Annotated in this window: 23 protein-coding genes and 1 riboswitch; of the genes, 12 read left to right on the forward strand and 11 right to left on the reverse strand. The window is 61.1% G+C overall.

Annotated features, from left to right (window positions below; all coding sequences use genetic code 11):
• The coding region (locus R2N11_RS20430) for a hypothetical protein (RefSeq protein WP_316682199.1) at positions 1-453 on the forward strand (453 nt) is incomplete at its 5' end.
• Positions 454-497: 44 nt separating this feature from the next.
• Here the strand turns inward: R2N11_RS20430 and R2N11_RS20435 are convergent.
• Entirely contained in the window at positions 498-1,646 is a 1,149-nt protein-coding gene (locus R2N11_RS20435; protein ID WP_199031066.1) for an NAD(P)H-dependent flavin oxidoreductase, read from the reverse strand.
• A gap of 215 nt (positions 1,647-1,861) precedes the next feature.
• Positions 1,862-1,963: riboswitch (TPP riboswitch) on the forward strand.
• Positions 1,964-2,055: 92 nt separating this feature from the next.
• Here R2N11_RS20435 and thiC point away from each other — a divergent pair.
• The 6 genes from thiC (at position 2,056) to R2N11_RS20465 (ending at position 7,926) form a co-directional block, all read left to right on the forward strand.
• Positions 2,056-3,951 (forward strand): phosphomethylpyrimidine synthase ThiC, encoded by a 1,896-nt coding sequence (thiC, locus tag R2N11_RS20440; protein WP_233176988.1) that lies wholly within the window; start codon positions 2,056-2,058, stop codon positions 3,949-3,951.
• Positions 3,952-3,964: 13 nt separating this feature from the next.
• Positions 3,965-5,110 carry an FAD-dependent oxidoreductase gene (locus tag R2N11_RS20445; protein WP_316682200.1) on the forward strand — a complete coding sequence of 382 codons (1,146 nt, stop codon included), beginning with the start codon at positions 3,965-3,967 and terminating at the stop codon, positions 5,108-5,110.
• The gene (gene thiS / locus R2N11_RS20450; RefSeq protein WP_199031064.1) at positions 5,107-5,322 is read left to right on the forward strand and encodes a sulfur carrier protein ThiS; all 216 of its coding nucleotides are present in this window, start codon (positions 5,107-5,109) and stop codon (positions 5,320-5,322) included. The genes R2N11_RS20445 and thiS overlap by 4 nt, the downstream gene beginning before the upstream one ends.
• 9 nt (positions 5,323-5,331) lie before the next feature.
• Positions 5,332-6,168, forward strand: a complete 837-nt coding sequence (locus R2N11_RS20455) for a thiazole synthase (protein ID WP_199031063.1) — start codon at positions 5,332-5,334, stop codon at positions 6,166-6,168.
• Positions 6,165-7,319, forward strand: a complete 1,155-nt coding sequence (locus tag R2N11_RS20460; protein ID WP_199031062.1) for a thiamine phosphate synthase — start codon at positions 6,165-6,167, stop codon at positions 7,317-7,319. The genes R2N11_RS20455 and R2N11_RS20460 overlap by 4 nt, the downstream gene beginning before the upstream one ends.
• A 127-nt stretch (positions 7,320-7,446) precedes the next feature.
• Positions 7,447-7,926: a VOC family protein gene (locus R2N11_RS20465; protein ID WP_199031061.1), complete on the forward strand. Its 480-nt coding sequence runs from the start codon at positions 7,447-7,449 to the stop codon at positions 7,924-7,926.
• 65 nt (positions 7,927-7,991) lie between these two features.
• On the opposite strand, the gene R2N11_RS20470 is transcribed toward R2N11_RS20465, so the two are convergent.
• The 9 genes from R2N11_RS20470 to R2N11_RS20510 form a co-directional block, all read right to left on the reverse strand.
• Positions 7,992-8,345 carry a DUF4369 domain-containing protein gene (locus tag R2N11_RS20470; protein ID WP_316682201.1) on the reverse strand — a complete coding sequence of 118 codons (354 nt, stop codon included), beginning with the start codon at positions 8,343-8,345 and terminating at the stop codon, positions 7,992-7,994.
• Positions 8,346-8,359: 14 nt separating this feature from the next.
• Positions 8,360-9,271: a bifunctional hydroxymethylpyrimidine kinase/phosphomethylpyrimidine kinase gene (gene thiD, locus R2N11_RS20475; RefSeq protein WP_316682202.1), complete on the reverse strand. Its 912-nt coding sequence runs from the start codon at positions 9,269-9,271 to the stop codon at positions 8,360-8,362.
• Positions 9,272-9,399: 128 nt separating this feature from the next.
• Positions 9,400-10,620: an MFS transporter gene (locus R2N11_RS20480; protein ID WP_316682203.1), complete on the reverse strand. Its 1,221-nt coding sequence runs from the start codon at positions 10,618-10,620 to the stop codon at positions 9,400-9,402.
• 1 nt (position 10,621) lies between these two features.
• Complete coding sequence (locus tag R2N11_RS20485) at positions 10,622-12,193, reverse strand: carbamoyltransferase C-terminal domain-containing protein (RefSeq protein ID WP_316682204.1); 1,572 nt, start codon at positions 12,191-12,193, stop codon at positions 10,622-10,624.
• 1 nt (position 12,194) lies between these two features.
• Positions 12,195-13,292, reverse strand: coding sequence for a SagB/ThcOx family dehydrogenase (locus R2N11_RS20490; RefSeq protein ID WP_316682205.1), 1,098 nt, complete (start codon positions 13,290-13,292; stop codon positions 12,195-12,197).
• A gap of 71 nt (positions 13,293-13,363) precedes the next feature.
• Entirely contained in the window at positions 13,364-13,525 is a 162-nt protein-coding gene (locus R2N11_RS20495; RefSeq protein WP_316682206.1) for a hypothetical protein, read from the reverse strand.
• 795 nt (positions 13,526-14,320) lie between these two features.
• On the reverse strand, positions 14,321-15,016 hold the full coding sequence (locus R2N11_RS20500) for a hypothetical protein (protein WP_316682207.1): 696 nt from the start codon (positions 15,014-15,016) through the stop codon (positions 14,321-14,323).
• A gap of 81 nt (positions 15,017-15,097) precedes the next feature.
• On the reverse strand, positions 15,098-16,492 hold the full coding sequence (locus tag R2N11_RS20505) for an alkaline phosphatase (RefSeq protein ID WP_199031057.1): 1,395 nt from the start codon (positions 16,490-16,492) through the stop codon (positions 15,098-15,100).
• Between the two features lie 17 nt (positions 16,493-16,509).
• Positions 16,510-17,976 carry an alkaline phosphatase gene (locus tag R2N11_RS20510; protein WP_316682209.1) on the reverse strand — a complete coding sequence of 489 codons (1,467 nt, stop codon included), beginning with the start codon at positions 17,974-17,976 and terminating at the stop codon, positions 16,510-16,512.
• A gap of 213 nt (positions 17,977-18,189) precedes the next feature.
• On the opposite strand from R2N11_RS20510, the gene R2N11_RS20515 reads away from it, so the two are divergent.
• Positions 18,190-18,939 carry an AAA family ATPase gene (locus R2N11_RS20515; RefSeq protein WP_316682210.1) on the forward strand — a complete coding sequence of 250 codons (750 nt, stop codon included), beginning with the start codon at positions 18,190-18,192 and terminating at the stop codon, positions 18,937-18,939.
• 38 nt (positions 18,940-18,977) lie between these two features.
• Here R2N11_RS20515 and R2N11_RS20520 read toward each other — a convergent pair whose 3' ends face one another.
• Complete coding sequence (locus R2N11_RS20520) at positions 18,978-19,250, reverse strand: hypothetical protein (protein ID WP_199031054.1); 273 nt, start codon at positions 19,248-19,250, stop codon at positions 18,978-18,980.
• Positions 19,251-19,515: 265 nt separating this feature from the next.
• On the opposite strand from R2N11_RS20520, the gene R2N11_RS20525 reads away from it, so the two are divergent.
• Genes R2N11_RS20525 through R2N11_RS20540 form a run of 4 tightly spaced genes read left to right on the forward strand, consistent with a single transcriptional unit; the run spans position 19,516 to position 21,602 of the window.
• On the forward strand, positions 19,516-19,851 hold the full coding sequence (locus R2N11_RS20525; protein WP_199031053.1) for a hypothetical protein: 336 nt from the start codon (positions 19,516-19,518) through the stop codon (positions 19,849-19,851).
• 18 nt (positions 19,852-19,869) lie between these two features.
• Complete coding sequence (locus R2N11_RS20530; protein WP_316682211.1) at positions 19,870-20,421, forward strand: PAAR domain-containing protein; 552 nt, start codon at positions 19,870-19,872, stop codon at positions 20,419-20,421.
• A 3-nt stretch (positions 20,422-20,424) separates the two neighbouring features.
• Positions 20,425-21,153: a M35 family metalloendopeptidase gene (locus R2N11_RS20535; RefSeq protein ID WP_199031051.1), complete on the forward strand. Its 729-nt coding sequence runs from the start codon at positions 20,425-20,427 to the stop codon at positions 21,151-21,153.
• Positions 21,141-21,602 (forward strand): hypothetical protein, encoded by a 462-nt coding sequence (locus R2N11_RS20540; RefSeq protein WP_199031050.1) that lies wholly within the window; start codon positions 21,141-21,143, stop codon positions 21,600-21,602. Before R2N11_RS20535 ends, R2N11_RS20540 begins: the two co-directional genes overlap by 13 nt.
• The last annotated feature ends 36 nt before the right edge of the window (positions 21,603-21,638 follow it).

The raw sequence follows: 21,638 nt of genomic DNA on the forward strand, positions 1-21,638 counted from the left end.
AGTAAGCAAAAGAAAGGCGCGCCCGAGATGGCGACCCCCTCCTTGAATTTTCATAACCGGGCGGAGACGGGAAAAACTCGCTGCGCTCAAACAGTTTCCCGTCATATTTCCGCCCGCTTACGAAAATTCAAGGCGCCATCAAGGGCAGGAAAGTCAAAGGCCAAACCGGCGGAATACAACGGCGAGCGCCAAAGCACGTTGATCGTGAGATGCGCGCAGCGGCACCCAAGACGAAGTCGTGCGCTGGCAAGAGATTGTTTGCTTTTCCGCTGCCCTATGCGGCGCCTTGAATTTCTGTTGCAAGGAGGAAAAAGGAAGGGAAACTATTTGAGCGCAGCGAGTTTTTCCCTTCCCCTCCTTGGGGAGTGTCAGGATTTCCGTGTTCAAGGAATCTTTCGCCGCATCGGGCGCGCTTTTCTTTGCTTACTTTCTTTGGCAAGACAAAGAAAGTGAGTCAGCCCCGGCAGGGGATGAAACAAGGGATGAACCGCAACGGTTCAACTTACCGCTGGTTTTTCCCCAGTCAGCAAGTAATGCATCAACTCCCGCACAGGCCGAATCGCCTCCCCAAACGGCAGTTTCCCGGCCCCGCGGAAAAACAACCCCCGCTCCACATCCCCCCGCAGCGCCTGCGCCAACTTCAGGTCAATACAGAACTGCCCCACCTTCCCAATACCGTCACGCAGCCCGCACGTCTGCAAGCAATCGAACCCCTGCAAACAATCCCGCACCTTGGCCTTCGCCTGCAAGGCACTCTCGCGTGAGAGATAGCGCGACAACCACGGCGTCATCACTGCCCGTGCCGGCAAGCCCGCCACGCTGACGAACTCCGCGATATCGCCATCCTCCGCACCCGTGAGCACACGCTTGAAGCGCGGGTGCGCATCGCCCTCTTCCGTCACGGCAAACGCTGTGCCGAGCTGCACCGCTGCGGCACCCTTGTCGAGCCAGTGCCGCACCTTGGCGTGCGAGTCGATGCCGCCCGCCAGGATGATCGGAATCTGCTCCGCCGCCAGCCCCAGCTTGACGAACAGCTCGCGGCATTCATCGAGCACACGCGCGAACGAGAAACGCTCATCGCGCAGGTCTTCAATGCGCGCCGCGCCCAGGTGCCCACCCGCGTGCGACGGGTGCTCGATCACTACCGCATCCGGCAACCGCGCCTTCTTCATCCACCGCTTGAGCACCACGCCCACGCCGCGCGCGTCGGAAAGAATTGGGATGAGCGCCACCTTCGGGTACTCCGCCGTCATCTCCGGCAGATCGAGCGGCAGGCCCGCGCCCATGACGATCGCATCCGCACCGCTCTCGCACGCCTGCCGCACGAGTGCTGCGTGTGATTCCACGGCCTTCATCACGTTCACGGCGATCAGGCCGTTGCCTTGCGCGCCCTCGCGTGCGGCCCGAATCTCCCGATCCAGCGCGATGAGGTTGGCGGTGTTGATGGCCTCCTTGTCATGCGATTTCTCCGTCGCAGCGACGAGATCCGCATGGTGATGCCGCAAGTCGATACTGGCGATGGTGCCGACGCCGCCTTCGCGTGCGACAGCGCCGGCCAGCCGGTGCGCCGAAATACCCACGCCCATACCGCCCTGCACGATGGGTACGAGGCTGCGCCCCGCGAGTGTGAACCGACGTTCCAGCATGACAACTCCCTGCGGCCTTGCCGCAACGCAATAGAAAAGGGATTGAGCGTCGCATAGGTGAAACGCGGCGGGGTTGCGCGAGATCAAGGCAGGCCGCGCCGGTGCATGCCGCCGCACATTGCGCGGCGGTTTGGACTGAAATGACGGCCCGATTGTCCCTCCAGGGGAATTCTTGCTGGCAACGTCGGCGGCCCTGTGCTTAAATTCAGCCTCGTTGGATGAAACAGGGGTGCCGTACGGATGGGCCGTGCGGCTGAGAGAGTCCCTTCGCACCCGATCCGGTTCGTACCGGCGTGGGAAGTTTCAGAACACCGCGTAGTCTCTGGCAGCCCACCCTTCTGGGTCACGCCACCTCTCCCGGTTTCGTCCACCGCCTGCTCCACCAGGCCACAGAATCAAGGACGAGACCATGCCCCAAGCCAAAAACGCCCCCGCCGCATCTTTCGACTCGCTGCAGACCGAGCTCGACCAGAAGTTCGCCTATCCGGCCTCCAGCAAGACCTACATCGCCGGCAGCCGCCCGGACGTGCGCGTGCCGATGCGCACCATCAAGCAGACCGCCACCCGCACCGACAAGGGCGAGATGCTGAACCCGCCGATCCCGGTGTACGACACCTCGGGCCCGTACTCCGACCCGGACGTGCACATCGACCTGAAGGCTGGCCTCGCCCCGCTGCGCGCCAAGTGGATCGACGAGCGTGGCGACACGGAAATCCTCTCCGGCCTGTCGTCGGAATACGGCCGCACGCGTGCCAATGACCCCGCCACCGCCCACCTGCGCTTTGCACAGCTGACCAACCCGCGCCGCGCCAAGCCGGGTGCCAACGTGAGCCAGATGCACTACGCGCGCCGCGGCATCATCACGCCGGAAATGGAATACGTTGCGCTGCGCGAATCGCTGAACCTGCAGGCGCTGCAAGACAAGCCCGAGTACCGTCAGCTGCTCAAGCAGCATCAGGGCTTCTCATACGGCGCCAATCTGCCGCAACGCCCGGAAGACATCACGCCGGAATTCGTGCGTGCAGAAATTGCCGCCGGTCGCGCCATCATCCCCGCCAACATCAACCACACCGAGCTGGAGCCGATGGCCATCGGCCGCAACTTCCGCGTGAAGATCAACGGCAACCTCGGCAACTCGGCGGTCACCTCGTCGCTGGCGGAAGAAGTGGAAAAGATGGTGTGGGCGATCCGCTGGGGCGCCGACACGATCATGGACTTGTCCACCGGCAAGCACATCCACGAGACGCGCGAATGGATCCTGCGCAACTCGCCGGTGCCCATCGGCACGGTGCCCATCTATCAAGCGCTGGACAAGACCGGCGGCGTGGCCGAAGACCTGACGTGGGAGATGTTCCGCGACACGCTCATCGAGCAGGCCGAGCAAGGCGTGGATTACTTCACCATCCACGCGGGCGTGCTGCTGCGCTACGTGCCGCTCACCGCCGACCGCATCACGGGCATCGTCTCGCGCGGCGGTTCCATCATGGCCAAGTGGTGCCTGGCGCATCACAAGGAAAACTTCCTCTACACGCACTTCGACGAGATCTGCGAAATCATGAAGGCGTACGACGTGTCGTTCAGCCTGGGTGATGGTCTGCGTCCGGGTTGCATTGCCGACTCGAACGACGCCGCGCAATTCGGCGAGCTGCACACGCTGGGTGAACTCACCAAGAAAGCGTGGGAGCACGACGTGCAGGTGATGATCGAGGGCCCGGGCCACGTGCCGCTGCAGCGCGTGCAGGCCAACATGGACGAAGAGCTGAAGCACTGCTTCGAAGCTCCGTTCTACACGCTGGGCCCGCTGGTGACCGACATCGCCCCCGGCTACGACCACATCACCAGCGGCATCGGCGCGGCCAACATCGGTTGGTACGGCACGGCCATGCTCTGCTACGTCACGCCCAAGGAACACCTGGGCCTGCCCGACAAGGAAGACGTGCGCGAAGGCATCATCACCTACAAGATTGCTGCGCATGCGGCTGACTTGGCTAAGGGCTGGCCGGGTGCGCAGCTGCGTGACAACGCGCTGTCCAAGGCACGCTTCGAATTCCGTTGGGAAGACCAGTTCAACCTCGGCCTCGACCCGGAAAAGGCTCGCGCCTTCCACGACGAGACGCTGCCGGCCGAAGGCGCAAAGATCGCCCACTTCTGCTCGATGTGCGGCCCCAAGTTCTGCTCGATGAAGATCACGCAGGAAGTGCGCGACTACGCGGCCACGCTTGACGCCAACGCCACCACCGCCGTGAGCGGGATGGAAGAGAAGTCGATCGAGTTCCGCAAGAGCGGCAGCAAGATCTACAGCTAAACCAACCGGTGCAATGCCAACTTCCACGTCTTTTGATGTAACGATCCTCGGTGGCGGCCTCGCTGGCCGCCTGTGTGCTTGGCAACTTGCACAGGCCGGTGTGCCGGCTGCACGCATTGCCGTGGTGGAGCGCGGCGCGCGCGACGGCAGCAGTGCCGCCGCGCACGTGGCTGCCGCCATGCTGGCGCCGCTGGCCGAAGCTGCCGTGGCCGATCGTTTTGTCGTTGACTTGGGGTTGGCAAGCCTGGCGCTGTGGCGCGAGTGGCTGCCGAAGCTGCGCACGCCGGTGTTCTTCCAGGAGGCCGGCACGCTGGTCGTCTGGCATGCGGCGGACCGTGGCGAGGCATCGCTGTTTGCTTCTCGCGTGCGCGCCATTGCACCGCCTGAACGTGTTGCCGCCGACTTGCGCGCGGTGGATGCCGCAGGCATCGGCACGCTGGAGCCGCTGCTCGCGCAGCGCTTCACGCAGGGGCTGTATCTGGCGGGCGAGGGCCAGCTTGATAACCGCACCCTGCTCGGCGCGCTGGCAACGGAGTTGGAAGCGCTCGGCGTGCAACTGCGCTGGAACACGGAGATCGTCGATCCGCGCCCGGAAGCACTCGCGGCGAGCGGCCTCGGCGCCCGTCTCGTGCTCGATTGCCGTGGCCTTGGCGCCAAGCCGCAATGGCCGCGCCTGCGCGGTCTGCGTGGTGAGGTCGCGCGCATCCACGCGCCCGACGTGTCGCTCACGCGGCCGGTGCGCATGCTGCATCCGCGCTACCCGCTGTACATCGCGCCCAAGCCCGGCAACGTCTACGTGATCGGCGCGACGGAAATCGAATCCGACGACATGTCGCCCGCCAGCGTGCGCTCCACGCTGGAGTTGCTGTCTGCGGCCTATGCCGTGCACCCTGCCTTTGGCGAGGCGCGCGTGCTGGAACTGAACACGCAGTGCCGCCCGACGCTGCCAGACCACCGCCCAGCGTTGCGCTGGGATGGCGCTGGCACGCTGTCGGTGAATGGCCTGTACCGGCATGGCTACATGATCGCGCCGGCCGTCACCCAAGCTGCGGTGGCCGTTGCGCGTGATCTGCTGGATGGCCGTGCCCTCGATGCACACGACAGTGAATGGCCCGAGCTGTTCACTGCAAGCGCATCGCCTGAACCTGTTTTGTCATGACGCTGAACGTCACCCTCAACGACCTGTCGCTCGCGCTGCCCGCCGGCAGCACGCTGGCTGACGCCATCGGTGCTGCCGCGCCGCAGCTGCAGATCGCCCCACCGTTTGCCGCCTCCGTGAATGGCGACTTCGTGCCCAAGGCGCGCCATGCGCAGCACGCGCTCAACATGGGCGATCGCATTGCACTCGTGCAGCCTGTCGTGGGCGGCTAGGAGTTCTTGATGACCACTACGAATCTTTCCGCGCTCGCCGGTCAAGCTGATCCGCTGCGCCTGTACGACGAGACCTTCGCCTCGCGCCTGCTGCTGGGCACCGCGCGCTATCCGTCGCCGCAATCGCTGGAAGACGCGGTGCGCGTATCCAACCCGGCCATGCTCACTGTGGCGCTGCGCCGCCAGAGCGCTGGCTCGCCCGAAGGCGGCGCGGGCTTCTGGAAGATGCTGCGCGCGCTGGGCGTGCCCGTGTTGCCAAACACCGCCGGCTGCTATTCCGCCGACGAGGCCTACACCCTCGCGCAGATGTCGCGCGAAGTGTTCGAGACCGACTGGATCAAGCTCGAAGTCATCGGCGACGATTACACGCTGCAGCCCGACACGCTCGCGCTGCCGGCCGCTGCCGAGCGCCTCATCCGCGATGGCTTCAAGGTGCTGCCGTACTGCACCGAAGACCTCGTCCTGTGCCGCCGCCTGCTCGACGTCGGCTGCCAGGCGCTGATGCCGTGGGCCGCGCCCATCGGCACCGGCCGTGGCCCCACCAACCCGTACGGCCTGCGCCTGCTGCGCGAGCGCCTGCCCGACGTACCGCTCATCGTCGATGCGGGCCTGGGTGTGCCCTCGCACGCCACGCAGGTGATGGAGTGGGGCTATGACGCGGTGCTGCTGAACACCGCCGTCGCGCAAGCGGGTGATCCGGTGGCGATGGCGCAGGCGTTTGCCATGGCGACGCAGGCCGGTCGCCTTGCACGCCTGTCGGGTCCGATGCCGGAGCGCGATGTGGCGCAGGCCAGCACGCCGGTGGTTGGCCTGCCGTTCTGGCACGCGGAAGAGAGAAGCGCATGAGCCTGTCTGCATTGCGTTTCTCCACCACGTGGCCCGAGGCTGCCGCGCTTGCCGCACAGATCATCGATCGTCATGTCGAAGCCTTCGGCAGCGCGCCGCACGCCTGGAGCGTGACCGACCGCGCGGAAGAGGCAACCACGGCCGTCACAGTTCTGCTGACCACCGACGCAGCACAAGCTGACCGTGCTCGCGCAGCGGGCGCTGCCGTCGTACTCAGCGAGTCGCACGGCGCCGAGCGCATCGACACCGTGCACGACCGCCTCGGCACATACCGCTTCACGTCTGCGGCACATGGGGGCGCGCTCGACGCGCGCTTCGTCGCCATCTTCGGCGCGGCACTCGCACTGGCGTTCGAGCCGCGCGATGCGTTGTGCGTAGCCCGCGCGTGGATCGCGGAAGCCAACGCCGATGCGCTCGCCTGGCCCACGCGCTTCGATGCCCTGCCCCGCGTGCTCGAACCCGCGCTGCCGTGCCCGACCGCGCCGGACATCGCCTTTGCGCCGTGCCCAACGCAACTCGGCGTGTATGCCGTGGTGCCGGATGCGGAGTGGGTCGAACGCCTCGTTGCACTCAAGGTGCCGACCGTGCAGTTGCGCTTCAAGTCGGACGAGGCGCAAGCCGTGGCCGACCAGGTGTGCCGTGCAGAAGCCGCCGCACGCGGCAGCGACACACGCCTGTTCATCAACGACCACTGGCAAGTGGCGCTCAATGTGCACGCGCAAACGCCCAACAGCGGCATCTACGGCATCCACCTTGGGCAGGAAGACATCGACGACGCCGACCTGGTGGCGATCCGCTCCGCAGGTCTGCGCCTTGGCATCAGCACGCACGGCTTTGCCGAAATGCTGCGCGTCGCCCCCCTGAACCCGAGCTACCTCGCACTCGGCGCGGTGTTTGCCACGCCCACCAAGACCATGCCGACCGTGCCCCAGGGCCTGGGCCGCTTGTTCGCCTATGCGTCGGCCATGCGCACGCGCGTGCCGGCACCCCCGCTGGTGGCGATCGGCGGTATCGATCGGGCAGCGATGCCGCGCGTGCTGGAATCTGGCGTTGGCTGCGTGGCCGTGGTGCGTGCTGTCACGCAGGCCGACGATGTGCCTGCGGCGGTACAGGCTCTGCAAGCGACGTTCGCGGCGCACGTGCGCGTCTGAGGTAACGCAAGGGTTGCGCAACGCAGTTTGCGTCCCGCAACCGCCATCTCACTGACCTATCCTGTTCGTGCGCTGCCCAGGTCATTGCCGGGGCGGCGCATCCTCATTCACGCTGCAGGAGACAGACATGGCGGTCAAGCCCATTCCCGAGGGTTACCACAGCGTCACCCCGTACCTGAGCATCAAAGGCGCCGCACGCGCGATCGATTTCTACAGGCAGGCGTTCGGTGCCACCGAACTCTTTCGCATGGACGGCCCCAACGGCACCATCGCGCACGCCGAAATCCGCATCGGCGATTCCCCCATCATGATGTCGGATGAAGTGCCGAACATGGCCTGCGCCAGCCCCGACACGCTGCAGTGCACGTCGGTGGGGCTGATGATCTATGTGCCCAACGTCGACACCGTGTTTGCCAACGCGCTCAAGGCCGGCGGCACGGAAGTCCGCCCGGTGGTGGATCAGTTTTATGGCGACCGCTCCGGCACGCTCAAAGACCCGTTCGGCCACGTATGGACCGTGTCCACGCATGTGGAAGACGTGGAGCCCGATGAGATGGCGAAGCGCATGGAGAAGTGGGCGAAGGAGCAGGCAGGCGCATCGGCTTGAGTCTGTGAGCAGAGGAGAAAAGGCGCGGATCACGGTCCGCGCTTTTCTTTGCCCGCGCTCGATGTCTAGCGCGGCTGGCAGGTCACCAGCACGTTGGTCACATCATTGGTGGCCGTGCCGCTGGCGTTGGCCACCGCGCAATTGGCCGATGCCGGTTGTGCACTGATCGTCACCAGGTAGCTGCCGTTGAACGGCACCAGCCCACCGAACACGAACGCGCCGTTGCTGGCAATCGTTAGCGAATCGCGGCCGTTGTTGAGCAGCACGATCGACTGGCCGCCCGGCAGGCCGCTCACCGTGCCACCAATCGAAAAGTTGCTGCCGAAATCACTGACAAAGCTTGCATTGCAGGCACCCAACAGCGCGCACAGCACCGCGGGCAGGCAGCGAAGGACACGTGCGATCGGCAAGCGCTTCATGGCGGCTCCTGGGATCAGTCTTCGTCGATGTCGACTTCGAGTGCGCGCGGTGCGGCCAGTGGGCGCGGTGCAAAGCCATGGTTGAGCGGGCCCGACCCGCGTCCCAGGGCCAGGTGACGCCCCGCGCCGATGGCATGCAGCAGGTAATCGAGCGAGGCTTCGATGGCAGCTTCCAGCGCGTCGCCGCGTGCGAGGTGCGCGGCAATGGCGGCCGACAGCGTGCAGCCCGTGCCGTGCGTGTGCGGCGTGTCGATGTAGGTGTGCGCGTAGACGCGCTCTGTGCCGTCGGCGGTGACGAGGACGTCTTGCAGCACGCCGTCTTCACCGGCGGTGGCCACGTCTGCCAGGTGCCCGCCCTTGAGCAGCACGGCGCGCGGGCCCAGGGCCAGCAGGTCGCGTGCGGCGGGCAGCATGTCGTCCGCTGTGCGGACTTCGCGGCCGAGCAGTGCGCTGGCTTCCGGCAGGTTGGGCGTGACCACCAGGGCGCGCGGGAACAGCCATTTCGCCATGGCCTGCACGGTGGCATCGCTGCCGAGCTGAGCGCCGCTGGTGCTGACCATGACGGGGTCGACGACCAGGTTGGCGATCGGGTGGCGGTCCAGCGCCGAGAGAATGGCTTCCACGATCTGCGGCGTGCCCAGCATGCCGGTCTTGGCCGCATCCACGCCAATGTCGCCTGCCACGGCATCGATCTGCGCAGCCACGATGTCCGGTGTGAGCGATTCCACCGCCGTCACGCCCAGCGTGTTCTGCGCGGTGATGGCCGTGATGGCCGACATGCCGTAGCAGCCGAGCGCGGCAAACGTCTTCAGATCGGCCTGGATGCCCGCCCCACCGCCGCTGTCCGAGCCGGCGATGGTGAGCACGCGCGGCACGTGCGAGGCGGGGGCGGCAAACGCAGCGAGGGTCGGATCGGTGATCGTCATGGCGGGTGCGAGCGTTGGGGGGTGTTCGCACTATAGCGCTATCGGAGGCCAATCCGGCAGCGGACGATCTTGTCTACTCACCAGGCTGAAATGTGTCGGTCAAGCCGTTGCCCGCACGGTCCTGCGTGCTACTCCGGCTGGAGCTTCCTCGTTGAGAGCGCGCTACCGCTCACCATTGCGACGAACAGCCCAAGTGCGCCTGCACCAATAAATGTCCAAGGCGTACCAAAATGCTGCGCCACCCAAGAGCCGACCACGGGGCCACAGACCAATGCGCCAAGTTGCAAGCTGCGCCCTGTTGCCGACAAGCTGCCAAGCAGTTCTCGCGGAGATTCTTTTTGCAGGGAGATGGAATACGCCATCACGCCTCCCGCATAGCAAAACCCGTTCATTAGCCATAGGACGCACAGGACAGGCAGGCCGAGTTGGTCGCTGGTCAAAGCAAGAATGCCTGCGGCGATAACGGTCATGCTGAAGCCGCTGGCGGAAAGGAGCATGACGAGAAACTCACTTGTGCGATCTAGCAATCGTTTCAAAACGAGAGCGCACAAGATGGCACCGGCCGCGGTGAAGCTAACAATGGTTCCAAAGGCACTAGGAGGAAGGCCTTGCTCCCGAAGCAGGATCACAACGATCGAGTCATACAGACCGAGTGTGAGCGAGAGCGCTACAACCAACATGAGTGCGAGAGCCAATCGAGGCTTTTGGGATAGGGTTTCCCAAAGCACGGAGAAGTTTGGCAGCCGGCCCGTCGTTCCTCGGTCTGTTGATTGCCATCCTATTGTTGCGGCAATCCGAACCGCGCAGCCTGCGGAGGCGAGTGCGAGTATTGCTGTGAGCAGGAAACCCCCTCGCGACTGCGAGACCGTCGCCAAAGCTGCTCCAAGAAGTGGCGAGGCGATTTTTGTGCACTGATCAACGACGGAAGTGAGCGTCGTAGTGGACACAATCTGCTGGTCGGATAGCAACCGTCGAATCAGAACTTGCTCCGCAGGCACCGCCCCTAGATTGCTGATGCCTTTAAGGAATACTGCTGCGATAAAAAAAGCTTCATTTGGGGCTATTGCGAGGAGTAGAGATGTTGCGAACCTGCCGCTCGTGCTTACGAGCATGATCAGCGCGGGGGATTTTCGGTCCGCCAACATGCCGATAAAGGGGCCGAGTAACAAACCGGGCAGTCCATAGAGTGCCGCTGCCACCCCTAGTGTCCTGGGTGTGGCATCAAAATTGAATGATAGTATGGAAAAGATGAGTGTGAAATCAACCCATATCGCGACGGAGTTAAAAATACGGGACGCAAAAAATGGGGGGTAACCGCGAACCCTAAATAAGGAGCTAATTTCTTGCATGTTAGGCTGCCTGTGGACGTTGCTTTCTTAAATATAGTTTTTTGTTTGCAACAAAGCCGTCAAGTTTGTTTTCAGAAGCATATCTTGCAAGATCACTCGTTCTGTTGATGAAGCCGGTTCCGTTGAAATTAAGCGAAGTGTTGCAAAGAACGCCGTACCCGCTAACATTTTCAAAGGCCTTCAGGAGAGAGTGAATTTCGGGGTTTTGCTTTGAGTTGACTGTCTGTGGCCTAGATGAACCATCAACATGGGTTATTGCTTGAAGTTTTTTATCCTTAACTTGTGAGAAATAAAGCATGTGAGGGCTTGGTCTTCCCAGGTCAAAATAACTTCCCGATTTTTCTTCCAAGCATATTGGAGCAATTGGTCTAAATTTTTCTCGACGTTTGATATCGTTAAGTCTGTCAAGTGTATGTTTTGAGAAGGGCGCCGCGAGAATTGATCGATTTCCAAGTGCACGAGGGCCAATTTCTGCTCGACCTTGAGCCCAACCAAGAATTGCACCCTGATGCAATAAATCCGCGACCCTCCGAACCTCCATTTCAAAAAGATCAAATCCTTCGATGTTTTTGATATCGTCAAGGAAAGGTTGCCCGGAGTATACGTCCCACTGAATTTTTGCTTCTCCGGTCAGGTAATGCTGGGCATCTATTGCGGTGCCAATGGCCGCCCCAACATCGTTCGGGCACGGCGGTACAAAAACATCGGAGAAAAGGCCGCAATCCAGCCAGTTTCGGTTCCAGTCGCAATTCAAGCCACAACCACCACTGATAAGAAGGGGGGCATCATCTAAAACGAATGGACGAATTCTATCGATGAATTTTTCAAATATGGCATCCGACAATTGTTTCGCCAGTTGCTTGAACTCTGAGCTTTCAACTCCAATATTGAAGTAGGGGGAGGACTCAAAGCTTGATTTTTCTAAGCTGTCGATGGCGGAGTGAGGGGAAAGTATTGCATTTAGGAAATCGTTCTCGATATTCGTTCTCGCGCGGTCTTCCCCAAAGGCTGCTAGTGCCATGAGTTTCCCGGCGTCGCCGAGCCTGACTTGACCGCGCCGCAGCGCGAATGACGGGTCTGCTACGCCGTAAGCGAAGGCGTAGCGAATGCCAGGGTCGGACATAACGTCACATAATTTTCGTATCTGAGCGTGTTCGTCAATTCGATAAAAGGCGCCAATGTGTCCTTCCCAGACGAGGGCATAGCATGGCTGACCTTGAGGAAACGGCGAAAGTCCGTAGGCGCACATCACGTGTGAGCGCTCGTGTGAGGCTGTGATGAGTTCGATTTGTTGTCCCAAGAAGCGTAGCTTGCTTTGCCGAGGAGGGGCTGTGCCCAGATATCCCGCACCAACTGGGGCGCTTCGAGGATCAACTCCAGTTGCCCAGCCGCTCAATGCGATTGCATCCGGAATTCCATTTGCGACTGATAGTGAATCAATGATGGTCTCAACATCTATTGGTGAGTACCGAGGACGTGAATCTTTTTCTGCTTCATACGAGTACTGAAGAATGCCGTTTTCAATGCAGGCAATGTGTCCGTCGTGCCCGGGCTTGAATGAAAGAATTAGCATATCAACCTTCCCGTTGGTTTTGCCGCTGTTCCTCGAGCATGCGCTCAATTGTTTGTAGCGCCTGGGGTGCAAATGGTGTGCCGTCTCCCATTCCTGCCCCTAAAAAAAATAATACCGACTCGCGCATCTCGTCGACTTCCAACAGTTTATTAACTTCTCTATCAAGGAAATAGCTGGTGAGCCACGAGCCCAGACCTAGTTCTGTGGTAACCAATTGAAAAGTTTGAGCAAGACATCCGATATCAAGAAGTGCGACCCGATACGCACGGGAATGAGGGTACTTCCACCACATCTTGTCGAAGCGTGACGTCACGAAAATGCCATAAGCCAGATCTTTCGCGAACATCTGTGCGCAGAGCAGTTTGCCCAGCTTTTCTCCATCAATCTTGGTGGTTATTAACGTCAACTCATGAGAGAACGCTCGATAGTGATAGATGCCCGCCGTTAATCCTTCTATGTTTAGTGCTACAAGGTAAGCTTCGCTTGGTTGAAGCGAGCCTCCCGATGGAGATGTGCGCCGATATCCAACAGGAACGAGACCTGCGTCCAACATATCTTGACGCATATCCCCATGCACAGCGCCAAATGTCCAATAGAGGGAGTTGGCTACGGTTTGAAGAGGTATTGGTGAGGAGTTAAATGAGCGCGAGGTTTGTCGTGCCATTAACACATCGTATAACCCGGTACCTTTCCTGTATTTTTTATTCGGCGCGGGCAAAGAGAGCGACTCGCCTTCGCGAGCATATTTTGTTTCCGGAACCTTATCGATGATTGATGTGCAGTATTTTATATATCCTTCGTAGCTGTCGTCGTTTGGTAGATCTGCGCCCTCCTCCAGAACGATCTGCGTGCCAAGATGGAATATGTGAGATAAGCAGTCCCATCCCCATTTTTTGAAATCTCGGCTGTCGTCATCAAAAATTCCACTTCTAATGATGTCCGAGTCTATCTGGGATTCAGATGTTTCTTGATTTCTCGAGATTGCCAGTATTCTTCTGACATGTTCCTCTTCAATTTCATATTGCGAATGAGATCGGTAATCCCATAAAATTAGTCTCCCATCTATTACGCGAATGAATATTGGCGGATCTTGTTTCATCAGTATGTTGACTGCGATTGAGATTGATGCCGGGCGGTGGCGCCCATACTGCTAGGCGCCACCGTTGTACCTTACTTCAGCGGCGCACCAATGGGGTTTTGATAGGCATCATTGGATTGGAAGGAAAGGGTTGGTTCAATGGCGACTTTTTCCATTTTTGGCGCGCCAATGGGATTTTGATACGCGTCATTGGACTGGTGCGAGAGGGTGGGTTCAATTGAGATTTTTTCCATGATGATCCCCTGTATTGGTTGATGCATTGGCGCCTTGATTGGCGCGCTTTTAATTTAAACCTTGATAATCGATCTGTTATGCGGGTAAGCGCCTAACTTAAAACATTATTACATTCACCTTGGAGATATTGCTTTTCGTTGAGGGGTGGGTTGGTCCTTGACTTGCATCAGCTTGGCGCGCCGGGGTCTCGTTTGGCACGGACGGCCGTGATCGATTTTTGCCTTGTGGATTGTCCTGTCCGGGTTTGGCAATGCACTACGACTGCGACTGCATGGCGGTGTTGTGCAGATCCGCAGTAGCAGTAGTGCCATTTAGGTAGGCGTGGTTCGGTCAATGCATCGTGGCTCTATCCGTGTGACAAAGCAAAAAGGCCGCTTCGATTGATGCCGAAGCGGCCTTTTTGCTTAACTGAACGCCTTCGCCGTACTAGGAGTGATTTCCTGGGCTACTCGCCTACTGGCCCGAGGCTGCGTGAGGCCGATCCCGGTAAATGTGGCGGAAATCGGATTCGTCTGCTTAAGAAAACCTGCCGAGCGTCGCGTTAGCTTTCTTCTGGATGCGATGTTGGGTCTGGTACGTGGTAACCATGCTGGTTGGGGTTGGCTGCCAGGGCCAGTGAAGACTCCATATGTGCTGAGCTGAGCGTATGCATAGGGCTGCCGTGCAGAGTTTCCTGCTGCCCGATGGGAGCGTTGTAGTTCTGACCAATGGCCCCCGTGTTTGCCTACTGATGAGGCCGAAATGCTAGGGGGCAAACACCTCAAGCGCCTCAATCACCTCCTGAAGTACCGCCTTCAATCCATCAAATCGGTGTAATCAGCGGCGGTGTAGCGCCGGGCGCGCACCCACGGCGCGGCGGCCGGGGCGGGCAGCGGCGTCACGCGCGTGAGCTTGCGCTGCGAGCCGCTGGCGTTGCGCGATTCCACGCGGCGCGGGTATTGGCCGGCCACATCCCATTCCACGGTGACGGTGCGTTCTCCCTGGGCCGAGCGGTAGGTCTGCACGCCGTTGCGCACCGGACCGTCGGCGCGCATGCCCTTGAGCGCGGCTGGGTCGAGCAGGTGATACGCCGTCGCCCACGAGCCGTCGAAGCCGATGTTGGCGTATTCCGCGGGCAGCACGTTGTAGCTCTTCTGCTGCGAAACGCTCACCACGCGCACCGTCAGCACGCCCTTGGCGTCGCGCTCGATCCAGCGCGGGGCGGTATCGGTGTCGGCGTGCTTGTGGCCGGCGTGGGCGTTGGTGTTGTCGTGTTCTGCATGGGCCGATGCGGGCGGCAGCTCGCGCGCAATCCACACGCGGTCTCCCTGGCGGTAGACGCGCTCGGCAAAGCGCATGTCGCGCTGGATGCCGTCGGTGCCGAGCGACGACAGTTGATGTTCAACACGGAGTGCGGTCAGCGGCGCGGATGCCGCCGGGCCGGCGGCTTGTGCGGTCGCAGCGAGCGCGGCCAGCGCGAACGAAAACAGAAGGCGGGCAGATCGGGTCATACGAATTCGAAATCGGGAAAGCAGAAACGAAAAAAGCGCATGCCGATTGCCTCGGCATGCGCGTCAATGGAAACGCCGGAATCAGAGGCCCATGGCCGTCTTGACCACGCCGAACACTTTCGTGTTGTCCAGCGTGCCCTTCAGCGGTGCGCTGCCCGGACCAGAGGAGAACAGCATCACATCACCGCCGCCGTGCGTTTCCGAGCCGGGCGTGCCGAGCTGCACGCCCACTTCCTGCAGGTAGTCGTCCGCCGTGGTGTCGACGGCCGCTACGTTGTCGCGCGTGGCCTTGCGCGGGGTGCCGCCGTTGCCGAACACCAGCGTGGTGTATGGCAGGCCGTCGGCGGCCAGTTGTGGCTGGCCCGTCTTGATGTCGTTCGACACACCCAGGATCGGGTTGCCCTTGCGCGGGTAACCGTTGATTGTCATCGTGTGATCGTGGTCGGCCGTGACGACGATCAGCGTGTTGGACAGATCCGCAATCGACAGGGCGCGCTTGATGGCCTCGTCAAACGCACCGGCATCTTCCAGCGCGCGCTTGGCGTTGGTGCCGTGCAGTGCGTGGTCGATGCGGCCGCCTTCCACCATCAGGAAGTAGCCCTTGCCGTTTTTCTGCAGCACGCGCATGGCCTTCTCGGTCATGTCGGCCAGGCTGGGCTCGTCCACGCTGTTCTTCTTGCGGTCCAGCTCGTAGTTCATGTGATCCAGGTTGAACAGGCCGAGCAGCTTGTTCGTCGTAGCCGGGTTGATGGCGGCGAGCCCGGTGCCGGTGGTCACGTAGGTGTAGCCGGCGGTCTGGAACTGGGCGGTCAGGTCGGTGGTGTCCGTGCGCTTGCTGCCGGTGGTGCCCTGCGGCAGGTAGTGGCGGCGGCCACCGCCCAACAGTACGTCCAGGCCATCCTTGAGCGCGGCGTTGTACAGCGCGTTGCCCGGCGTGCCTTGCGCGGCGATTTGGTTCTCGCCGTCGCGGTGGCAGATGTGCGAGTACGTGGCAGCCGGTGTGGCGTGCGTGACACGCGTGGTCGTCACGGCGCCCACCGATTTGCCGGCGGCCTTGGCGAGTTCCAGCAGCGTGACGGCCGGCGTGCCGTTGTTGGCGGGGCACGTGGTGTCGGCACCGTTCACGTAGGCCTTGCCGGTGCCATCGCTGGCTTTGGTGTCTTGCGACATGGAGATGACTTCGTTGTTCATCTTCACGCCGGTCATGTAGGCCGACATCGACGGGGCGCTGTCGGTGGTCTGCGCATCGTTGGAGTACGTCTTGATGCGCGCGGTGCGCTTGAGCGTTTCCATCGTGAGCTTGCCGCTCTCGCCCACCTTGTAGATGCGCGTGGCGGTGACGGTGGTCGGGCCCATGCCGTCGCCCAGGAAGAAGATCACGTTCTTGGCTTCACCGGCGGCGTGCGCTTGGGGCAAGGCACCGGCGGCCAGCGCCAGCAGACTGGCGCGGAGGATACGGTTCGATTGCTTGTTCATGTTCGCCTCTGCCTCTTTTACAGACCCACGGCCTGTTTGATGAGGCCGAAGACCTCGGTGTTATCCATCGTGCCGGTGAAACGCTCGGCGCCCATGCCGCGTGCGCCGATGAAGACATCGGTGCCGCCGTGCGTCTCGCCACCCGGCGCGACCGGTATGACGGCTTCCTGGTGGTAGGTCGGGCCGTACACCGTGGCGTCGTCCAGCGCGCCGCGATTGGGCAGGCGGCTCTCGCCAGTGCCGAAGCCGATGATGGTGAACGGCTTGCCGCCGGAGTCGAGCGCGTTGGCGCCGGTCACATAGCTCTTGAGCAGGCCCAGCACGCCGGGGTTGCTGTCGCTGCTCGGGCCGGTGCGCTTGGCGTAACCGTTGAGCACCAGCGTGTGGTCGTGGTCAGCCGTCACGACGATCAGCGTGTTCTTCAGCCCCGGGTCGATCGTGTTGAGCTTGTCGATCGCGCCGCGAATGGCCGAATCAAACGCCACCGTGTCCTGCAGTGCCTTGCGTGCAGTCGTTTCGTGCAGCGCGTGGTCGATACGGCCGCCTTCCACCATCAGGAAGAAGCCCTTCTTCTTGGCGGCGAGCACGTCGATGGCCTTGTTGGTCATCTCGCCCAGGCTTGGCTCCTTGGTGGCGTCGCGATCGAGGTCATACGACATGTGGCTGCTGGTGAACAGGCCCGCCACCTTCTTGCTGCTGGCGGCTAGCGCGTCGAACTCTGCACGGGTGCTGGCGTAGCTGTAGCCGGCGTCTTGCAGTTCCTTCGTGAGGTTGCGGCCATCGGTGCGCACGCCGCCCTTGGTTTTGTCCGACAGGAAGTGCTTGCTGCCGCCGCCGAAGATCACGTCCACGCCGTCGCCCAGCGCAGCGTTGTAGCCCTTGCCGCCCGGCGTCAGTTGCGCGGCGATGGTGTTCTCGCCATCGCGGTGGCAGATGTGCGAGTACGTGGCCGCCGGCGTGGCGTGCGTGATGCGCGTGGTGGTGACCACGCCCGTGCCGTAGCCGGCTGCCTTCATCAGTTCGAGCAGCGTGGTGACGGGCTTGCCGTTGCCGCTCGGGCAGGTGCTGTCGGCGCCTGACAGGTAGTCCTTGCCGCCCGCGTCATAGGCCATCGTGTCCGGCGACATGGAGATGACTTCGTTATTCATCTTCACGCCGGTCATGTAGGCCGACATCGACGGCGCCGAGTCGGTCACCTGTGCGTTGTTCGAGAAGGTGCGCACGAAGCCGGTTTCCGGCAGCGTGTCCATGGTCAGTTCACCGTCTTCACCCACCTTGTAGATGCGTGCGGCGGTCATGGTGGTCAAGCCCATGCCATCGCCCAGGAAGAACACGACGTTCTTGGTCGGTCCGGTGGACGGGGTGGTCGGCTTGCCATCTGGCTCGGCGCTGCCGGTGGTGGATGTGCCATCACTGCCGCATGCCGTCATGGCGATGGCGGCCGCGATAGCGGCGGCGTATTTCGTGAATTTATGGTTGTGCATCGTTGGCTCCCTGAACGATGCCCGGCACTTTGGTGCCCGCGTGTTGCACGTCTGTGATGCGGGTGCGCCGCTTCCTAACCCGATCGCAAGGTTCAAATATGACAACGCATTGACACCGCCCAATGGAGCGGGCTATGGCCTTGCGCTTGCCTGAGCAGTGGACCCATCACTCCACGCTACGATGCTTGTTATCGCTCGCACCTGCGTATGCCCATGCTCACTCGCCAATTCGTCAGCCACGTCACGCTACGGCGCGACACCATCACCACCTTCGACGCGTATCCGTTCAGCCTGCCCGCCGTGCGCGCACTCGACACGCTGGCGCTGCACCCGAAGATGACCTTCCTGGTGGGCGAGAACGGCTCAGGCAAATCGACCCTGATGGAAGCGATGGCCGTGGCGATGGGGTTCAACGCCGAGGGTGGCTCGCGCAACTTCAACTTCAGCACGCATGCCTCGCACTCGGCGTTGCACAACCACCTGCGCATCGCCAGGGGCTTCCGCAGGCCGCGCACCGAGTTCTTCCTGCGCGCAGAAAGCTTCTTCAACGTGGCAACCAACATCCAGCGCATGGATGAAGAGCCCGGCCCGGGCGGGAGCGTGATCGCCTCCTACGGCGGTAAATCCCTGCACGCGCAGTCGCACGGCGAGTCCTTCATGGCGCTGCTGATGCACCGCTTTGGCAGCAATGGCCTCTACCTGCTCGACGAACCGGAGGCCGCGCTCTCGCCGCAGCGGCAACTGGCGGTGCTGGCGCGCATCCATGCGCTGGTGCGGCAGGAAAGCCAGTTCATCATCGCCACGCATTCGCCCATCCTGATGGCCTATCCCGATGCCTACATCTACCAGTGTGATGGTGAGGGCATCCGACGTATTGCGTACGAAGAAACCGAACACTTTCAGGTGACGCGGGATTTCCTTGCAAATCCGCAGCGGATGCTGAACATCCTGCTCGAAGAGTGAATATCTCCGCCCGTCTCGGAGATACGTCCTTCTTATCGTTACTGGCTTTCGCCAGCTCGCTCTACGGCGGTGAGCACTTCCCACGTTTCAGGGTTCACCTGACAACCTTCTAGGGTCATCAGCACGTATGCGCCGATGGCATCGAGAAAGCCGCGCCTGAACTCCGGCGGATGGATGCCGGCGTAGGCCAACTCCCAACGCAGCGCATCCGGCGTGTATTGCCCGTGTCTACGCACGTCGCTTTGTGTGCGGCGGAGGAAGTCGCGCGCAGCGAGTGCGCCTGTCAGGTAGATGCATCGCTTGGAAGTCATCGGCACCCTCCTGATGAGATGGGAAAAGCTCGACGACCTAAGGGTGGGGATGGGTAGGACGCGGGGCGATACCCGCTGATGGCGGTAGCCATGTGGCCTCCGGGAAGTAGGTTCGCGGGAGGCTCGCCGCTCGCTGCTAAACGAGGGTGGCGGGCCTGACGACGGCGTTAGCAGACCGGTCCCTACTTCCCGATTCAACCGGCAGACCTTTCGGTCTCACCGCCCGGCCCGCCATGAAAACAATAGGCGTGCGCAAGCACCGGACATGAAAACGCCGCGCGAAAAGGCGGCTGTCCGTCGGGAAAACGTAGGGAAGACATGGGCTGCTAAACCCGGTCACCGCCGAAGCGATGACACGTGGATTATAGCTGCCCCACTTGCTCGAAATCGTTTCAAATTTAAAGCGCAATCTTTTGCCATTAAAGACGCGCGAAATCAGAAACTGCCGATTGAGGCTGTCGCTGATTTGCCTCCCAATGAAGCACTTTCCATCTTGCGGAGGCAGACTTGGTATTTTTCCGAACGCAATCTGTGCGTGCTGGCGGGCGTTGGTGCGCACACCCTGATCTGCATTTGCGCCGAATCTCCACCAAAGCGCTGATGGCTGGAGGCCGGCAAGATGCCTGACGTCCGCTATGCGCTGAAGAACTACGACAAGACGACCACTGGCGGCGTGCTCATATCAACCACGCAAGGCATGACGCACCACGGCCAGCCCGTGGGTGTCGAGGGCGACTTCGCCACGTGCCCAGCATGCAAGGGAGGTGGTCCGGTCTTCAATGACTGCAATCCGAATTTCGGGGTGTTGGGAAAGCAAATTCTGGTGAGCGGCGCGCGTGTCTATTGCAAGTGCCAAAAGAGACCAGTGGTCATTCCCTCGCAGAGCGATTTCACCATCGAGGTTGTCAGCAGCGCCAACCCCAGCCGAGCCGGTGATTCGTTTGGGCAGCCTCTTATGGCAGGAGATTCGACGCGAGATGGCGAATCGGAATACGCCGATCGCTATGCGTTCATTGACGAGCGCAGCGGCAGGCCCATCGCCGACGCTGCGTATGCGATCAAACGGGCAAGCGGTGCCGTCGAACATGGCACCACCGATTCCGCGGGGCGTACGCACCGGCTCTCAACCACGGCCCAGGCGGAAACCATCGCCATCTATTTGGAGGACTGATTGATGGCGGAACACATTGCCACCCCCGACGGGCGGCGCCTTAAGAAAATCGAGCAACGCGCGACGACAGCGACCAGCGATAGTAGCGACAAGGCGGTCTATGCCAACGCACCGCGCGTTTGCTACAACATGCCGAACGAAGAATTCTTTCCGCTGATGATGCGATTGCGGGACAAGGCTGTGCTTTTGATGGGAGATCGTTTGGCTGAACTGGTGCGCTGGAACGCCGCGGATCGCGACAAGGTACTGCTGTGGTTTGGTGACGACTCCGAAACAGTCCGGCAGACGCTGAATGATGGCCTGACTCGCATGCGGGGAATCATGCGTGGGTTGACTGAAAAGAGTTTCGTTAAATTCTCGCCAGAGGGCGTTCGTGCTGCGGGGTGTTTGCCACGAGGGAAGGAGGGGGATGCACCGGCGGCTGCCAGCGTTTGCAAAGAGGATGGAACTTATACCGTGTTCATCGGCAGTGAATTCTGCGACAAAGACCCGGATGAGATAACTCTCCATGGGGTGCCAAAAGACGTCGAGTCAAAGCTCACAATCTTCATCCATGAGGTTTCGCACTTTCCAGCAGCGATGAATGCTGAGGACCACTTCTACGGGATGATGCCTTCTCGCGTTCGAGCCAAGGCCCGAGATGAATTTTGTCTGAGCAACTCTGACAGCATTGCTTACTACGTAGCAAATATTCCCAATTGGACCTATAGGCCACCCGCATGGAAACCATGAAGAAGCTACTCTTAGCGCTCTTTCTTGTACTCAGTTTCTCGGCAAAAGCATGCCATCCGCCTTTCATGAATATTGATGTGACATTCGAGCCCAACGCAACGCGGCCGGATGCTGCCGGGATGGCGAAGCTGGAGCAGTGGCGCGTCGACACACGACGAGCGTTCCCTGCAGGCTTCCAAGTCTTCATGACGCTTTGGGAGAACGATTCAATGGGGAGCTCCGAGGATGTTGCTCGCGCGCGAGCGGCATTCGTGACCAAATTTCTGATAACGACGAATGTGAATTCATCAGACATATATCCACCGGAGATCCGGCCTATAGGTATAGGGTCGGGAAGATTCAAGAGTGAAGAGGCAGGGATCAATACGATGGAAATAGGCATCAATCCACGTTGCCCTCATGTGTGTTGCGACCCAATGCTGGGAGGCCCCAGCCACACGAACTTCTAGTGCTTCTGTAGCGACCATCTCACTGATGTTTGCCAC

The sequence above is a fragment of the Ralstonia flaminis genome (genome assembly GCF_958415495.1).
Classification (GTDB): domain Bacteria; phylum Pseudomonadota; class Gammaproteobacteria; order Burkholderiales; family Burkholderiaceae; genus Ralstonia; species Ralstonia flaminis.

What these genes read in the sequence shown, in the direction of transcription:
- R2N11_RS20525 (WP_199031053.1), top strand. Translation starts at nt 19,516, where the DNA reads ATGAAAACGCCGCGCGAAAAGGCGGCTGTCCGTCGGGAAAACGTAGGG.
- R2N11_RS20470 (WP_316682201.1), bottom strand. Translation starts at nt 8,345, where the DNA reads ATGAAGCGCTTGCCGATCGCACGTGTCCTTCGCTGCCTGCCCGCGGTG.
- R2N11_RS20465 (WP_199031061.1), top strand. Translation starts at nt 7,447, where the DNA reads ATGGCGGTCAAGCCCATTCCCGAGGGTTACCACAGCGTCACCCCGTAC.
- R2N11_RS20435 (WP_199031066.1), bottom strand. Translation starts at nt 1,646, where the DNA reads ATGCTGGAACGTCGGTTCACACTCGCGGGGCGCAGCCTCGTACCCATC.
- thiC (WP_233176988.1), top strand. Translation starts at nt 2,056, where the DNA reads ATGCCCCAAGCCAAAAACGCCCCCGCCGCATCTTTCGACTCGCTGCAG.
- thiD (WP_316682202.1), bottom strand. Translation starts at nt 9,271, where the DNA reads ATGACGATCACCGATCCGACCCTCGCTGCGTTTGCCGCCCCCGCCTCG.
- R2N11_RS20480 (WP_316682203.1), bottom strand. Translation starts at nt 10,620, where the DNA reads ATGCAAGAAATTAGCTCCTTATTTAGGGTTCGCGGTTACCCCCCATTT.
- R2N11_RS20460 (WP_199031062.1), top strand. Translation starts at nt 6,165, where the DNA reads ATGAGCCTGTCTGCATTGCGTTTCTCCACCACGTGGCCCGAGGCTGCC.
- thiS (WP_199031064.1), top strand. Translation starts at nt 5,107, where the DNA reads ATGACGCTGAACGTCACCCTCAACGACCTGTCGCTCGCGCTGCCCGCC.
- R2N11_RS20500 (WP_316682207.1), bottom strand. Translation starts at nt 15,016, where the DNA reads ATGACCCGATCTGCCCGCCTTCTGTTTTCGTTCGCGCTGGCCGCGCTC.
- R2N11_RS20505 (WP_199031057.1), bottom strand. Translation starts at nt 16,492, where the DNA reads ATGAACAAGCAATCGAACCGTATCCTCCGCGCCAGTCTGCTGGCGCTG.
- R2N11_RS20540 (WP_199031050.1), top strand. Translation starts at nt 21,141, where the DNA reads ATGGAAACCATGAAGAAGCTACTCTTAGCGCTCTTTCTTGTACTCAGT.
- R2N11_RS20445 (WP_316682200.1), top strand. Translation starts at nt 3,965, where the DNA reads ATGCCAACTTCCACGTCTTTTGATGTAACGATCCTCGGTGGCGGCCTC.
- R2N11_RS20515 (WP_316682210.1), top strand. Translation starts at nt 18,190, where the DNA reads ATGCTCACTCGCCAATTCGTCAGCCACGTCACGCTACGGCGCGACACC.
- R2N11_RS20520 (WP_199031054.1), bottom strand. Translation starts at nt 19,250, where the DNA reads ATGACTTCCAAGCGATGCATCTACCTGACAGGCGCACTCGCTGCGCGC.
- R2N11_RS20485 (WP_316682204.1), bottom strand. Translation starts at nt 12,193, where the DNA reads ATGCTAATTCTTTCATTCAAGCCCGGGCACGACGGACACATTGCCTGC.
- R2N11_RS20510 (WP_316682209.1), bottom strand. Translation starts at nt 17,976, where the DNA reads ATGCACAACCATAAATTCACGAAATACGCCGCCGCTATCGCGGCCGCC.
- R2N11_RS20535 (WP_199031051.1), top strand. Translation starts at nt 20,425, where the DNA reads ATGGCGGAACACATTGCCACCCCCGACGGGCGGCGCCTTAAGAAAATC.
- R2N11_RS20490 (WP_316682205.1), bottom strand. Translation starts at nt 13,292, where the DNA reads ATGAAACAAGATCCGCCAATATTCATTCGCGTAATAGATGGGAGACTA.
- R2N11_RS20530 (WP_316682211.1), top strand. Translation starts at nt 19,870, where the DNA reads ATGCCTGACGTCCGCTATGCGCTGAAGAACTACGACAAGACGACCACT.
- R2N11_RS20495 (WP_316682206.1), bottom strand. Translation starts at nt 13,525, where the DNA reads ATGGAAAAAATCTCAATTGAACCCACCCTCTCGCACCAGTCCAATGAC.
- R2N11_RS20455 (WP_199031063.1), top strand. Translation starts at nt 5,332, where the DNA reads ATGACCACTACGAATCTTTCCGCGCTCGCCGGTCAAGCTGATCCGCTG.